At 56.3% G+C, this 13,800-nt stretch carries 14 protein-coding genes; 8 read left to right on the forward strand and 6 right to left on the reverse strand.

The genetic code is table 11. From position 1 onward, the window contains the following. Position 1: 1 nt before the first annotated feature. From galT to modE, 4 genes are all read right to left on the reverse strand, one after another. Positions 2-1,048, reverse strand: a complete 1,047-nt coding sequence (gene galT / locus KW829_RS06960; RefSeq protein ID WP_218307890.1) for a galactose-1-phosphate uridylyltransferase — start codon at positions 1,046-1,048, stop codon at positions 2-4. 9 nt (positions 1,049-1,057) lie between these two features. After that, complete coding sequence (gene galE, locus KW829_RS06965; RefSeq protein ID WP_218307891.1) at positions 1,058-2,074, reverse strand: UDP-glucose 4-epimerase GalE; 1,017 nt, start codon at positions 2,072-2,074, stop codon at positions 1,058-1,060. 201 nt (positions 2,075-2,275) lie between these two features. After that, the gene (gene modF / locus KW829_RS06970) at positions 2,276-3,748 is read right to left on the reverse strand and encodes a molybdate ABC transporter ATP-binding protein ModF (RefSeq protein ID WP_218307892.1); all 1,473 of its coding nucleotides are present in this window, start codon (positions 3,746-3,748) and stop codon (positions 2,276-2,278) included. A gap of 67 nt (positions 3,749-3,815) precedes the next feature. Further along, positions 3,816-4,604, reverse strand: a complete 789-nt coding sequence (gene modE, locus KW829_RS06975; protein WP_218307893.1) for a molybdenum-dependent transcriptional regulator — start codon at positions 4,602-4,604, stop codon at positions 3,816-3,818. A 127-nt stretch (positions 4,605-4,731) separates the two neighbouring features. Here modE and KW829_RS06980 point away from each other — a divergent pair, with 127 nt between their 5' ends. The 4 genes from KW829_RS06980 to modC all read left to right on the forward strand — a co-directional run bounded on the left by KW829_RS06980 (position 4,732) and on the right by modC (position 7,582). Further along, the gene (locus KW829_RS06980; RefSeq protein ID WP_218307894.1) at positions 4,732-4,881 is read left to right on the forward strand and encodes an AcrZ family multidrug efflux pump-associated protein; all 150 of its coding nucleotides are present in this window, start codon (positions 4,732-4,734) and stop codon (positions 4,879-4,881) included. 177 nt (positions 4,882-5,058) lie between these two features. Further along, positions 5,059-5,832, forward strand: a complete 774-nt coding sequence (gene modA, locus KW829_RS06985; protein ID WP_218307895.1) for a molybdate ABC transporter substrate-binding protein — start codon at positions 5,059-5,061, stop codon at positions 5,830-5,832. Beyond that, entirely contained in the window at positions 5,832-6,521 is a 690-nt protein-coding gene (gene modB / locus KW829_RS06990) for a molybdate ABC transporter permease subunit (RefSeq protein WP_010428783.1), read from the forward strand. The genes modA and modB overlap by 1 nt, the downstream gene beginning before the upstream one ends. A 2-nt stretch (positions 6,522-6,523) precedes the next feature. Further along, on the forward strand, positions 6,524-7,582 hold the full coding sequence (modC, locus tag KW829_RS06995) for a molybdenum ABC transporter ATP-binding protein ModC (protein ID WP_218307896.1): 1,059 nt from the start codon (positions 6,524-6,526) through the stop codon (positions 7,580-7,582). On the opposite strand, the gene KW829_RS07000 is transcribed toward modC, so the two are convergent. Next, the gene (locus KW829_RS07000) at positions 7,583-8,401 is read right to left on the reverse strand and encodes a pyridoxal phosphatase (RefSeq protein ID WP_218307897.1); all 819 of its coding nucleotides are present in this window, start codon (positions 8,399-8,401) and stop codon (positions 7,583-7,585) included. A 140-nt stretch (positions 8,402-8,541) separates the two neighbouring features. Between KW829_RS07000 and pgl the strand changes: the two genes are divergently transcribed. Both pgl and tisB read left to right on the forward strand, forming a co-directional pair. Then, positions 8,542-9,537, forward strand: a complete 996-nt coding sequence (pgl, locus tag KW829_RS07005; protein WP_100165258.1) for a 6-phosphogluconolactonase — start codon at positions 8,542-8,544, stop codon at positions 9,535-9,537. 443 nt (positions 9,538-9,980) lie between these two features. Further along, positions 9,981-10,070 (forward strand): type I toxin-antitoxin system toxin TisB, encoded by a 90-nt coding sequence (tisB, locus tag KW829_RS07010; protein WP_023332440.1) that lies wholly within the window; start codon positions 9,981-9,983, stop codon positions 10,068-10,070. A 53-nt stretch (positions 10,071-10,123) separates the two neighbouring features. Here tisB and KW829_RS07015 read toward each other — a convergent pair whose 3' ends face one another. Further along, the gene (locus KW829_RS07015; RefSeq protein ID WP_218307898.1) at positions 10,124-11,407 is read right to left on the reverse strand and encodes a putative acyl-CoA thioester hydrolase; all 1,284 of its coding nucleotides are present in this window, start codon (positions 11,405-11,407) and stop codon (positions 10,124-10,126) included. A 223-nt stretch (positions 11,408-11,630) separates the two neighbouring features. On the opposite strand from KW829_RS07015, the gene hutI reads away from it, so the two are divergent. Together hutI and hutG are read left to right on the forward strand one after the other, a co-directional pair. Further along, positions 11,631-12,854 carry an imidazolonepropionase gene (hutI, locus tag KW829_RS07020; protein ID WP_218307899.1) on the forward strand — a complete coding sequence of 408 codons (1,224 nt, stop codon included), beginning with the start codon at positions 11,631-11,633 and terminating at the stop codon, positions 12,852-12,854. Continuing rightward, the gene (hutG, locus tag KW829_RS07025; RefSeq protein WP_218307900.1) at positions 12,851-13,789 is read left to right on the forward strand and encodes a formimidoylglutamase; all 939 of its coding nucleotides are present in this window, start codon (positions 12,851-12,853) and stop codon (positions 13,787-13,789) included. Before hutI ends, hutG begins: the two co-directional genes overlap by 4 nt. Positions 13,790-13,800 lie beyond the last annotated feature (11 nt).

Here is a 13,800-nt window from a genome sequence, read left to right on the forward strand (position 1 = left end):
TTTAGACTCCTGATTCGCGATAATGGACGTCGCTAACGGCACACAGACGTTCTGCCGCCTGTTCCGCCGTCAGGTCACGCTGGGTTTCCGCCAGCATTTCATAGCCCACCATAAATTTACGCACCGTCGCAGAGCGCAGCAGCGGCGGATAGAAATGGGCGTGGAGCTGCCAGTGTTGATTCTCTTCGCCGTTAAACGGGGCGCCGTGCCAGCCCATGGAGTACGGGAAGGAGCACTGGAAGAGGTTGTCGTAACGGCTGGTCAGCTTTTTCAGCGCCAGGGCAAGGTCGTCACGCTGCGCCTCGCTGAGATCGGTAATGCGCTTCACGTGCGCTTTCGGCAGCAGCAGCGTTTCAAACGGCCAGGCGGCCCAGTAAGGGACGACGGCCAGCCAGTGTTCGGTTTCCACCACGGTGCGGCTACCGTCGGCCAGCTCGCGCTGCGTGTAATCCACCAGCATCGGGGAACCGTTTTCCGCGTAATACGCTTTCTGCAGACGGTCTTCACGCTCGGCTTCGTTGGGCAGGAAGCTGTTCGCCCAGATCTGGCCGTGCGGGTGCGGGTTAGAGCAGCCCATCGCCGCGCCTTTGTTTTCAAACACCTGCACCCATGGATAGCTCTGCCCCAGCTCTGCGGTTTGCGCCTGCCAGGTGCTGACCACCTCTTTCAGCGCGTCCACGCTCAGCTCCGGCAGCGTTTTGCTGTGATCGGGCGAGAAGCAGATCACGCGGCTGGTCCCGCGCGCGCTTTCGCAGCGCATCAGCGAATCGTGGCTTTCCGGCGCGTCCGGGGTGTCGGTCATCAGGGCGGCAAAATCGTTGGTGAACACGAAGGTGCCTTTGTAGTCCGGGTTTTTATCCCCGGTGACGCGCGTGTTGCCCGGACAGAGGAAGCAGTCCGGGTCGTGCTGTGGCAGCGTCTGTTTTGCAGGCGTCTCCTGCGCCCCCTGCCAGGGGCGCTTGGCGCGATGCGGAGAGACCAAAATCCATTGCCCGCTTAGCGGGTTAAAACGACGATGCGGGTGATCGACGGGATTAAATTGCGTCATGACGGATCCTTAGTCCGGATAGCCCTGCGGATGGCGTGACTGCCAGTGCCAGGTATCCTGTGCCATTTCATCAAGCGTGCGGGTAACACGCCAGTTAAGCTCTTTATCGGCTTTGGTGGCATCGGCCCAGTAAGCAGGCAGGTCGCCATCACGACGCGGGGCGAAGTGGTAGCTCACCGGCTTACCGGAGGCTTTGCTGAAGGCGTTAACCACGTCCAGCACGCTGCTGCCGACTCCGGCGCCGAGGTTGTAAATATGCACGCCCGGTTTGTCAGCCAGCTGCTGCATCGCCGTCACGTGGCCGTCTGCCAGATCCATCACGTGGATGTAGTCACGCACGCCGGTGCCGTCTTCGGTAGGGTAGTCATTGCCAAAAATCGCCAGCGAGTCGCGGCGGCCTACGGCGACCTGGGCGATGTACGGCATCAGGTTATTCGGGATGCCCTGCGGATCTTCACCCATATCTCCCGACGGATGCGCGCCGACCGGGTTGAAGTAACGCAGTAGCGCGATGCTCCACTCCGGCTGTGCTTTTTGCAGGTCGGTCAGGATCTGCTCCACCATCAGCTTGCTTTTGCCGTACGGGCTTTGCGGGGTGCCGGTCGGGAAGCTTTCAACGTAAGGGATTTTGGGCTGATCGCCGTAGACGGTGGCGGAGGAGCTAAAGATAAAGTTTTTGACGTTCGCTGCGCGCATGGCGGAAATGAGACGCAGGGTACCGTTGACGTTGTTATCGTAATACTCGAGTGGTTTCGCAACGGATTCACCGACGGCTTTCAGACCCGCGAAGTGGATCACTGCTTCGATGGCGTGGTCGTGAAGGATCTCGGTCATCAGCGCTTCGTTGCGGATGTCGCCTTCCACGAAGGTCGGCTGTTTTCCACCAAGACGTTCAATCACCGGCAGCACGCTGCGCTTACTATTGCACAGGTTATCGAGGACGATCACATCGTGACCATTTTGCAGCAGCTGCACACAGGTATGACTTCCTATGTAACCGCTACCACCTGTTACCAGAACTCGCATAATTCGCTCCATTGGGCTTATGGTATGTAATAACCATAGCATAACAGAGACGCGAAAAGTGTGACATGGGATAAAATAGTGGAATCGTTTACACTCAGTTTTACACTCGCTTTTTCAATGACTGATGACATTCTAGATCAAAGGGATAGCGATGTATTGATGCAAGTTATCTGAAAAAGCGGAGGGCAGTGCCCTCCACGATTAATCGATTTTGCTGAGAAGGTAGCGATAGCGCTCGCCGTCGGGGACAAACTCAAGGCGATGCGTGATACAGGAGGGCGCATCTTCGGCATGGTGTGAAACGAACAGCAATTGCGTTTCGCCCTCACTAATGAGGATATCGACAAAGCGACGGACCAGCTGGCGGTTTAGCGGATCCAGCCCCTGAAGCGGTTCGTCGAGAATCAACAGCGTCGGGTGTTTTACCAGCGCGCGAACAATGAGTGCCAGGCGCTGCTGTCCCCACGACAGGCTATGGAACGGCGCGTCAGCAACCTGGCTGTCCATGCCCAGAATATCCAGCCACTGCTGAACCAGCTTGTGCTGTCTGTCCGACACCGCCTGATAAATGCCGATGGAGTCGAAATACCCGGAGAGGATCGCGTTGCGCACCGTGGTACTGACGCGGTAATCCAGATGCAGGCTGCTGCTGACGTAGCCAATGTGCTTTTTGATATCCCAGATGGTTTCACCGCTGCCGCGACGTCGGCCAAACAGCGTCAGATCGTTGCTGTAGCCCTGCGGGTGATCGCCGGTTACCAGGCTCAGCAGCGTCGATTTCCCCGCGCCGTTAGGGCCGACGATCTGCCAGTGTTCGGCGGGATTAACCGTCCAGCTAAGGTGGTTCAGGATCGGCCGATCATCATAGGAGACCACGCCGTCGCGCAAAACGATAAGGGGCTGGTGAGGATCGAGCCCGTGGCGTGCCGCCGGGGCGTCGGGCTCCGGAAGCGCGATACCGTCCAGTTTTTCGCTGTGCGCTAGCTGAGCAATCAGCGCCTGCCTGAGCAATGCGGATTTTTCCCCGGTTTCGGCCAGATTGCAGTCTGCCAGCACGCCCGCGTTCTGCACGAAATCCGGAATTTCATCAAAGCGGTTAAGCACCAGTACGATGGTGTAACCATCCTGATTAAGCGTTCCTAACAGGGCGGCCAGCTGGGCACGGGAGTGCACATCCAGCCCGTCGAACGGCTCATCCAGAATCAGCAGTTCCGGCTGGCTCATCAATGCCTGGCACAGCAGCGTTTTGCGCGTCTCGCCGGTGGAAAGGTATTTGAAGCGCCGGTTCAGCAGGGCGGAAATGCCAAACTGCTCCGCCAGCTGTTGGCAGCGCTCTGGGTTTTTGACCTCGTCCTGAATAATTTCTGCTGTGGTGCGACCGGTATCATCTTCACCCGGGCTGAGCAGGTCGGTGTTGTTGCGCTGCCACTCATCGCTCACCAGCTTCTGGAGCTGTTCAAACGACAGGCGCGTCAGGCGGGTGAAGGTGTTCTGGCGTTCGCCTTTAAGCTGGGTTAGCTCTCCGGCCAGAGCTCGCGCCAGCGCTGATTTGCCGCTGCCGTTGGTTCCCACAAACGCCCAGCTTTCGCCTGCGCGCAGCGTTAAATCAGGAAGGGTCAGCGTTCGGGTATCGCTAAGACGAAACGTGCCTTGCGAAATATGCAATGATGACATGATGTATCCCATTTTTTGCAGCGATAGATGTCAGGGATACTGGCTGTCGGCGCGATTGTCAATGCACTCAGCACAATGTGGCGATAATCACCCGGTCAGCGTTGAAATATGCGGTAACGACAGCACCTTCTTCTAAACCGTTCGCCTCCGCAGCGGGGAGCGTCGCGCAGAGAGGTTGCCCATCCGACAGCGTCATCAGTACTTCGCACTGTTCTTCGCCGCGTTCGATATGGCTGATGGTGCCCTGCAGCTGGTTATCTGCACCACTGGCCTGCTCCGGGTTGCGCGTAATGCTGACCCACGGCGCTTTGAGCAGCACCAGTACCTCTTTGCCTTCGTCCAGACCAAGGCGCTGCCCGCTCTGCGCGGTGATCGCGGCTTTCAGACGAGTAGTCCCATCCGCAAGCAGGATGTCGATATGCTGCTGCACCTGAGCGTCGTCACGAGCCGTGACCTTGCCAAACCACTGATTGCGGGCGCTGGTCTGCAGTGAAAAACGTGAAATGGCGGCCAGCAGACTGTCCAGCGGGACGTTGTCATCATCGCTCAGTACATCGAAGGCTTTTTGCTGGATCTGCGCCAGAAGATCGTAGAGCTGGATCAGACGCTGCCCGTAACGCGTCAGGACGGCTCCACCGCCGCCTTTGCCGCCTGTTGCACGGTCGACCAGCGTTTGCTCGCTCAGGGTGTTCATCTCATTGATGGCATCCCAGGCGCTTTTGTAGCTGATGCCCGCGTTTTTGGCACCCTGGCTAATCGAGCCTGTTTGTTCTATTTGTTTAAGCAGGGCGATACGTCGCGGGTCGGCAAAAAGCTTTTGCTGAAGTCGTAAGGTGAGGAGAATTTCGGCCTGCATAACAGTGTCCTGGCAAAAAGTGTATTGTGACCCAAATGGCGCAGGGCGCAAAGTGCACCGCACAAAAGGGGATGTTTTTCTCACTTGAAAGGGTAGAATAAGCCGTTCACAATAACTGGAGAAAACCATGTTAGAGTTGTTGAAAAGTCTGGTATTCGCGGTAATCATGGTACCAGTAGTGATGGCCATCATCCTCGGTGCCATCTACGGCCTGGGTGAAGTGTTCAACTTCTTTTCGAACATTGGTCACCGAGACCAGGCAAAAAAGCAGCATTGATTCCCTCCAAAACGCCCGGTTAACCCGGGCGTTTTGCTCTCAAGTATTTCTTTCCATCGCCGATATCTTTCTTAGCAACAGGCCGTTTACTCATTAATCGGTACCATTTAACGCTGGGATCTCCCTGACGATACCGTTATATTGGTATGTATATAACGATACTCACAGGAGCTACAAATGGCACGTACATGGGTACGCCTTTTCGCAGGGGCAACGCTGACGCTTTCACTTACCGGACACGCGCTGGCGGACGACGGTAAAATTACGGTCTTTGCGGCGGCGTCGTTGACCAATGCGATGCAGGACATCGCCGCTGAGTATAAAAAAGAGAAGAACGTTGATGTGGTCTCGTCGTTTGCTTCCTCTTCGACGCTGGCGCGCCAGATAGAAGCGGGTGCACCGGCCGATCTGTTCATCTCTGCCGACCAGAAGTGGATGGACTACGCGGCTGAGAAAAAATCGATTGATACAGCAACCCGCGAAACGCTGCTGGGGAATAGCCTGGTGGTCGTTGCGCCGAAAGCCAGCGCTCAGGGCGATCTCACCATCAACAAGGCGACCAACTGGACCCGCTTGTTGAACGGGGGGCGTCTGGCGGTGGGCGATCCGGAACATGTGCCTGCCGGGATTTACGCCAAAGAAGCGCTGCAAAAGCTGGGTGCGTGGGAAAGCCTGTCTCCGAAACTGGCCCCGGCGGAGGATGTTCGCGGCGCGCTGGCGCTGGTAGAGCGTAACGAGGCCCCGCTGGGGATCGTTTATGGCTCTGATGCCGTTGCCAGCAAAGGGGTGAAAGTGGTTGGTACGTTCCCGGAAGACTCGCACAAGAAAGTGGAATATCCTGTTGCGATTGTTGATGGACATAAAAATGCGACCGTGACGGCCTTCTATGACTATCTGAAGGGGCCAGACGCGTCTGCGATCTTTAAACGTTATGGATTTACGACTCACTGATGATATTGACCGATCCTGAATGGCAGGCTGTGCTGCTGAGCCTTAAAGTCTCTTCCCTCGCGGTTGCGCTGAGTTTGCCCTTTGGGATCTTCTTTGCCTGGTTACTGGTTCGCACCCGGTTTCCGGGCAAAGCCCTGCTTGATAGCGTTCTTCATCTTCCCCTTGTGTTACCACCCGTGGTGGTCGGTTATCTTCTGCTCGTCTCGATGGGGCGACGCGGTTTTATCGGCGAGAAGCTCTACGACTGGTTTGGGCTGACGTTTGCTTTTAGCTGGCGCGGCGCGGTGCTGGCGGCGGCGGTGATGTCATTCCCGCTGATGGTGAGGGCTATCCGCCTCGCGCTTGAAGGCGTGGACATGAAGCTCGAACAGGCGGCACGCACGCTGGGAGCCGGGCGTTTACGCGTCTTCTTTACCATCACGCTTCCGCTCACGCTGCCGGGAATTATTGTCGGAACGGTGCTCGCGTTTGCCCGTTCGCTCGGCGAGTTCGGCGCGACCATCACCTTTGTCTCGAACATTCCCGGCGAAACGCGAACCATCCCGTCCGCAATGTATACCCTGATTCAAACCCCTGGCGGTGAGGGAGCGGCGGCGCGTTTGTGCATCATCTCGATAGTTCTGGCGCTGGCTTCTCTACTGGTATCTGAATGGCTGGCCCGGCTTAGCCGCGAGCGAATGGGGAAATAAGCATGCTTGAACTCAATTTCACCCAGACGCTGGGAAACCATACCCTGACGCTTAACGAGACGCTACCGGCTAGCGGCATTACCGCCATATTTGGCGTTTCCGGTGCGGGGAAAACGTCGCTGATTAATGCCATCAGCGGCCTGACGCGCCCGCAGTCCGGGCGTATTGTCCTGAATAACCGCGTTTTAAATGACGTAGAAAGTAAGGTCTACCTCTCTCCGGACAAACGCCGCATTGGTTACGTTTTTCAGGATGCGCGACTATTCCCGCACTACAGCGTGCGCGGCAACTTGCGCTACGGTATGGCGAAAAGCATGGCTACGCAGTTTGATAAGCTGGTGGCTCTGTTAGGCATTGAACCGCTGCTGGACAGGCTACCTTCCTCGCTCTCGGGCGGTGAGAAGCAGCGCGTGGCGATAGGGCGTGCCATTTTGACCGCGCCGGAGCTGCTGCTGCTGGACGAACCGCTTGCCTCGCTGGATATCCCGCGCAAGCGTGAGCTGCTGCCGTATCTGCAACGTCTGGCGCGGGAAATCAATATTCCGATGCTCTACGTGAGCCATTCCCTGGATGAGATTTTGCATCTGGCAGACAAGGTGCTGGTGCTGGAGGAGGGCTGCGTGAAGACCTTCGGCAGCCTGGAAGAGGTGTGGGGCAGCAGCGTGATGCACCCGTGGCTCCCGAAAGAGCAGCAGAGCAGTATCCTGAAAGTGAGCGTACTGGAACACCATCCGCACTACGCGATGACTGCGCTGGCGCTGGGCGATCAGCATCTTTGGGTCAATAAGATCGACAAACCGTTACAGTCCGCGCTGAGAATTCGCATCCAGGCGTCGGACGTCTCGCTGGTGCTGCAGCCGCCGCTGCAAACCAGTATCCGAAATATTCTGCGCGCCAAAGTGGCCGAGTGTTTTGACGATAACGGGCAGGTGGAAGTGAAGCTTGAGGTTGGCAGCAGGACGCTCTGGGCGCGCATCAGCCCGTGGGCCAGGGATGAGTTAGGCATCAAGCCCGGCCTGTGGCTTTACGCGCAAATCAAGAGCGTCTCGATCACCGCCTGATTACAGCAGGTGGGTATAAATGTACTGCGCGATGCTGTCGGTGGTGTTATCGCCGATCACCACGTTAGCGCGCGCTTTGACCGCGTCGTCGGCATTGCCCATCGCCACGCCCGTTCCTGCGGCTTCCAGCATGCTGATGTCGTTGTAGTTATCGCCAAAGGCGATCACATCCTGCATCGACCAGCCCTGAGATTCCACAAACTGCGTCAGGCGTTTGCCTTTGCTGTTACCTTTGCGGGCAATATCCACCTGATCGTGCCAGGACCATTCGCACTCCAGACCCAGCGTCTCCTCGACGTGCTTCGCGAACGCATTCAGTTTGGTGGTGTCTTCATCCGTCAGGGCGAATTTCCAGATAGCCTCAACGTCCTGTGCCGCCTGACGCAGAGAGGAAACCTGCGTAAAGACGGGGCGCTGCGCTTCTGGCAGGGAAAGCGCCCAGTTGCTGGTGCGTACCACATGGCCGGTCGGGCGCTCGTACATCATCGCGTTATCCACGTACATCAGGCCGTGAATGGCGTGCTCATCCAGCAGATCAATTAATTGCAGCGCCTGAGGAACCGGCAGCGGATCGGATGCCAAAACCTTTTTTGCATGATAATCATACAAATAGGTGCCGTTACAACAAATTGCAGGTGTATCTAACGTCAGTGCCTGATAAAAAGGATGAATGGCAACGTGATGTCGACCCGTTACGATAAGGAGTTGATATCCCACTTCCTGCGCGCGCTTAAGCGCTTCAAGAGAAGAGGGGAGCAGGGTTTTCTGAGGGGTAAGTAATGTTCCGTCTAAATCCAGTGCAATCACACGCGAGGTCATTTGTTCTTCCGGGTTAATGTTGAATTTTAGGTCTCAGGGGATGTTACACCGAGAGTAAATCGCTGCAAAATTCCTGGCTAAAATTCAGCATTCACCGTTAAAAATAATCACTTTCACGTGCAGTGAGGAAAGGAGTATTCATGAAACAAACCGTTTATACCGCCAGTCCTGAAAGTCAGCAGATCCACGTCTGGCGTTTGAATGCAGAAGGTTCGCTCACGCTGGTTCAGGTTGTTGATGTTCCGGGGCAAGTACAGCCAATGGTCGTCAGCCCGGATAAACGTTTTCTCTATGTTGGCGTGCGCCCCGAGTTCCGCGTGCTGGCGTACCGTATCTCCCCCGATGATGGCGCACTGACCTACACCGCCGAAGCACCGCTGCCGGGTAGTCCTACCCATATCTCTACCGATCGCAAAGGGCGCTTCATCTTCAGCGGTTCCTATAATGCGGGCTGCGTCAGCGTGACCCGTCTTGAGGAGGGTATTCCGGTGGATACTGTCGAGGTGGTGGAAGGGCTGGAAGGCTGCCACTCGGCGAATATCTCCCCGGACAACCGTACGCTGTGGGTGCCTGCCCTGAAGCAGGATCGCATCTGCCTGTTTACCCTGAGCGATGACGGGCATCTGGTGGCACAAAACCCTGCCGAAGTGACGACAGTAGAAGGCGCGGGTCCGCGCCATATGGTCTTCCACCCGAATCAGCAATATGCGTATGTGGTTAACGAACTGAACAGCTCAGTAGACGTGTGGGAATTGAAAGATCCACACGGTCAGATTGAGTGCGTGCAAACGCTGGATATGATGCCGTCTGACTTCTCCGACACCCGCTGGGCGGCCGATATCCACATTACGCCGGATGGTCGTCATCTGTACGCGTGCGATCGTACCTCCAGTCTGATTACCGTCTTTAGCGTCTCTGAAGATGGCAGCGTGTTGGCGATTGAGGGCTTCCAGCCAACGGAAACCCAGCCGCGCGGGTTTAATATCGATCACAGCGGCAAATACCTGATTGCGGCGGGGCAGAAATCCCACCATATCGCGCTGTATGAAATCAAAGGCGAGCAGGGGCTGCTGGAAGAGAAAGGGCGTTATGCCGTCGGCCAGGGGCCAATGTGGGTAGTGGTAAACGCTCACTAAGCGGCTAAAAACAAAAAACCTCGCGAATGCGAGGTTTTTTTATGCCCGGTGGTAGCCGGGTGAGCACATCAAAACATAACCAACCTGATCATCATAATATTGGCTTAAGGCGATGTAAATTCATCGTCAACAAAGAAAAGAGAATACGGAATGATCAGAAATTAGTAATTATAGAATAATCATTTGCTTAGGTGATATTACTTTATAAATTCCTAAACTGATTTTATCTGTTTTTATGTACAGTGGTGATTTGATATCATTCTGTCCGTTGGTTTGATGTGCTGCAGTTCCGCAATTCAGGCTCCTTTTTAAGTCCTGGCTGTCGGGTGGTGCCGACGGTGCCTAAACTGCGGAGCACCTCAAAACATAACCAACACACCTCTGGTGACAGGCAGCGGAAAGGTAAATCAGAGGAGAAGTGCTCTATACCAAAGGAGTGGCGTATGAGCGGTGTGGAATGGGCAATTCTGTTCCTGCAACTCATGGTTGCGATTATGCAACTATTGGATGCGTATCTTAAGTTTGGTGCCTGACGCATTCAGTCGCAGTAAAAAGGGGGATTAAAACTCCCCCTTTTACTCTCATCTTACTGCTTCTGTTCAGCAACCACTTTGCTACCCACACCGCGGTTGTTGTATTCCCACATGCGGTTGAAGCTAGCGTCGTTCAGGTTGCGCTGCACGTTCCCTTTATCATCCACCGCACCGGTATTGCCGGAGAACGGACGTTTGGAGATCGCGGCATCAGCCCACGGCTTCGCCATATTGAAGCCTTCATTGATCACGCTGTCGCGGATCACGACCTGGCCGTTAGTGGCAGAGTCCACATCCAGAGAGCGGCCCAGCTGCGCCACGCCGTCACCGGCAGCATTAAAGCGGCTGTTCACGGCCAGGAAGCCGAAGAAGAGGTTCGACTGGGTTGCCGGCGCAAACACATAACCTTCCTGCTGCGTACGCGAGTTCACCACGCGGAAGTCGGTGTTATCAAACACCACTGCGCCACGACCAGAGACCAGATCCACGTCGCCTTCAACGTAGCTGTTGGTCACCAGGGTACGGGTCAGGCGGTTATTTTGCAGGGTGTTCTGCACACCGCTATTGGTCACGAAGAAGGTGTTCTGGCGACCCAGAATATTCACGTTATTAATCTGTACCTTGTCGCCATCGCTGCGCAGAGCAACGGCCTGATGATTACCCGCGTCAACGCTGTCACCCAGGGTATTTTGAATGGTCAGGTTCTGCAATTGCAGACCGTTATTCTGCGACCAGACCACCGCTGAGCACATCACGCCAATGGTGGCGGCGCGCTTGCTCTGGCAGTTATCAAACATATACCACGCAGGTTTACCCGGCATGTATTTACCGGCCGGGTTCACAAGGTGACGCCAGGTGGTGGTGTCGATTTCGGAATCAATCGCCAGGCCAATTTTCACGTCGAGCGCTTTTTCGCCCAGACCATAAATCGTAATGCTGCCCGGCGCCGCTGGTACGTAAACGGTACCTTCATATTCACCTGGCAGGATCGCAATGTACTGACGCGATGCGCTGTGTTTAGTGATAGCCGCGTCAACTGCCGCCTGGATAGAGGTATGGGTCACGCCCTGCGCCCCAGCCGGCCCTACAACGAAGTTTGGCTGTTTTGGCAGAGTAATAGAAGACGGCGTCCACGGTGCTGCATTGGGATCCATCGCCGTGAAGTAACGCGCCTGGGTGAAGTTTTTCGCTTCATCGGCGGACAGAATCGGACGAGATGAGGTCCCCGGCGCAACCTGCTCAGAAGGTCGCTGATCCGGCGGGGTTGAGCTGCAAGCGGATAAAGTCACGCCAAAGGCAAGTGCTAACGCCAGACGGGAAATCCTGGAAATGTTCAAGGTGAAGCTCCTGGGTATGCAAGTCTTAACGGGATAGACGAAATAGCCTGCTTTTTTATACTAAGTTGAGCGAAACGGGAAGATAAAAAGGGTAAAAGTTGCGTTTTTACCCTCAGGGGGCGGGGAAGTCATCACAAATAAATAACATTTTCCATGAATGCGGTTGACACCAGACAGCAGATGAAAATAAATGTCTATACAACCCATGACAAGTGGAATCCCCATGCAGCAGCTTCATCCCGACGATGTGATATGGCGAAATGCGCGGCTGGCAACAATGGTTGCTGGCGAGCCGGAACCTTATGGCCTGAAAGAACAACACGCTCTGGTGGTCAGGGGCCAAACCCTTCTGGCCGTTGTTCCAGAGTCTGAACTGCCTTCCGGACACCGTCACAGCGTCGATCTTCAGGGACGTCTGGTCACGCCAGGCCTGATTGACTGCCATACCCATCTGGTGTTTGGCGGCGACCGCGCGGCGGAGTGGGAGAAGCGTCTGAACGGTGTCTCTTACCAGGCCATCAGCGCGCAGGGAGGCGGGATTAACGCCACCGTGACGGCGACGCGCAGCAGCTCGCCGGAAACCCTGCTAGAACTGGCGCAACAGCGGCTCCAGCGTCTGATGAATGAAGGTGTGACGACGGTAGAAATCAAATCGGGATACGGGCTAAACGCCGAAGCCGAAGAGAAGATGCTGCAGGTCGCGCGCCAGCTGAGCCTCAATAATCCAATTGATATCAGCCCAACGCTGCTGGCGGCCCATGCGGTTCCGGCGGAATACCGGCAGGATCCGGATGCGTACCTCACACTGGTCTGCGAGCAGATCCTGCCCACGCTGTGGCAAAAAGAGTTATATGAAGCAGTCGATGTGTTTTGTGAAAACGTCGGCTTTACCCCGTCGCAAACCGAGCGCCTCTTCCAGGCTGCTACCGCGCTCGGTATCCCGGTGAAAGGGCACGTCGAGCAGCTGTCGAATCAGGGCGGCGCGGCGCTGGTCAGCCGATACAAGGGGCTTTCTGCCGATCACATTGAGTATCTCGATGACGCAGGCGTACAGGCGATGGCGGAAAGCGGCACGGTTGCCGTCCTGTTGCCGGGTGCGTTCTATTTCCTTCAGGAGCGTCAGCGTCCGCCGGTTGAAAAGCTCAGAAAACAGGGGGTCCCGATGGCTGTCGCCACAGACTACAACCCCGGCACCAGCCCGTTCGCCAGCCTGCACCTGGCGATGAACATGGCCTGCGTCCAGTTCGGCCTCACGCCGGAAGAGGCCTGGGCTGGCGTAACGCGACACGCGGCGCAGGCGCTGGGGCGCGGCGCCACGCACGGGCAATTAAAGGCCGGATACGTGGCGGATTTTATCGTCTGGGATGCAAAAAATCCGGTAGAAATGGTTTATGAACCGGGACGTAATCCTTTGTATCAACGCATCTTCCGGGGGAAAACACGATGACACTGTGGCGGTCCACATCACCGCAGATCTGGCAGGGGCGCGACGACAGCGCTGAAGCCACTCATGCAAAACGCATTTTCCAGACTATTCAGCAACGTGAAGCGTTTTCACCTGCCCCTTCAGGCATTGGCCTGATAGGTTTTGAATGTGATGAAGGGGTGAAGCGCAATCACGGCAGACCCGGCGCGGTGCAGGCACCCGATACACTTCGCCGGGCGCTCGCGAACATGACAAGCCATCAGGGACATGAGCGGCTTGTGGATATGGGCTCAATTTATCTCGAGGGCACAGATCTTGAAGCCGCGCAGCGGGCATTAAGCGATGCGGTGGTGCAATGCCAGCAGTCCGGGATGCGCACGCTGGTGTTCGGTGGCGGGCATGAAACCGCGTGGGCGCACGGCCGCGGCGTGCTGGACGCTTTCCCGGACGCGCGGGTTGCCATTATCAACCTTGATGCCCATCTCGATCTGCGCAAAGCCGATCAGGCCACGTCAGGCACGCCGTTTCGCCAGTTGGCGAATTACTGCGATGAGCGCGGGCGGGAATTTCAGTACGCCTGCTTTGGCGTGAGCCGGGCGGCGAACACGCTGGCGCTGTGGGATGAGGCGGAACGTCTTAACGTCACGCTGGTGGAGGATCTGCATTTCAGGCGTGATGCGCTCTCCATACTGGAAAAGGTGCTGGCGCAGGCCGATCGCGTTTATCTCACGATTGACCTGGACGTTCTCCCTGCTGGAGAAATGCCCGCCGTCTCAGCCCCTGCGGCACTGGGCATACCGGCGCTGGATCTTATGCCGGTCATCGAACGCATCTGCTGTAGTGGAAAACTGCAGGCCGCCGATCTGGTAGAATTTAACCCGCAGTACGACCGCGATGGGCAAGGCGCAAAACTTGCCGCCCGTCTGGCCTGGCAAATTGCTCACTGGTGGGCATAACACTATTCAAG

The sequence above is a fragment of the Enterobacter sp. ENT02 genome (assembly GCF_019219165.1).
Lineage (GTDB): Bacteria > Pseudomonadota > Gammaproteobacteria > Enterobacterales > Enterobacteriaceae > Enterobacter > Enterobacter mori.

What these genes read in the sequence shown, in the direction of transcription:
- galT (WP_218307890.1), bottom strand. Translation starts at nt 1,048, where the DNA reads ATGACGCAATTTAATCCCGTCGATCACCCGCATCGTCGTTTTAACCCG.
- galE (WP_218307891.1), bottom strand. Translation starts at nt 2,074, where the DNA reads ATGCGAGTTCTGGTAACAGGTGGTAGCGGTTACATAGGAAGTCATACC.
- modF (WP_218307892.1), bottom strand. Translation starts at nt 3,748, where the DNA reads ATGTCATCATTGCATATTTCGCAAGGCACGTTTCGTCTTAGCGATACC.
- modE (WP_218307893.1), bottom strand. Translation starts at nt 4,604, where the DNA reads ATGCAGGCCGAAATTCTCCTCACCTTACGACTTCAGCAAAAGCTTTTT.
- KW829_RS06980 (WP_218307894.1), top strand. Translation starts at nt 4,732, where the DNA reads ATGTTAGAGTTGTTGAAAAGTCTGGTATTCGCGGTAATCATGGTACCA.
- modA (WP_218307895.1), top strand. Translation starts at nt 5,059, where the DNA reads ATGGCACGTACATGGGTACGCCTTTTCGCAGGGGCAACGCTGACGCTT.
- modB (WP_010428783.1), top strand. Translation starts at nt 5,832, where the DNA reads ATGATATTGACCGATCCTGAATGGCAGGCTGTGCTGCTGAGCCTTAAA.
- modC (WP_218307896.1), top strand. Translation starts at nt 6,524, where the DNA reads ATGCTTGAACTCAATTTCACCCAGACGCTGGGAAACCATACCCTGACG.
- KW829_RS07000 (WP_218307897.1), bottom strand. Translation starts at nt 8,401, where the DNA reads ATGACCTCGCGTGTGATTGCACTGGATTTAGACGGAACATTACTTACC.
- pgl (WP_100165258.1), top strand. Translation starts at nt 8,542, where the DNA reads ATGAAACAAACCGTTTATACCGCCAGTCCTGAAAGTCAGCAGATCCAC.
- tisB (WP_023332440.1), top strand. Translation starts at nt 9,981, where the DNA reads ATGAGCGGTGTGGAATGGGCAATTCTGTTCCTGCAACTCATGGTTGCG.
- hutI (WP_218307899.1), top strand. Translation starts at nt 11,631, where the DNA reads ATGCAGCAGCTTCATCCCGACGATGTGATATGGCGAAATGCGCGGCTG.
- hutG (WP_218307900.1), top strand. Translation starts at nt 12,851, where the DNA reads ATGACACTGTGGCGGTCCACATCACCGCAGATCTGGCAGGGGCGCGAC.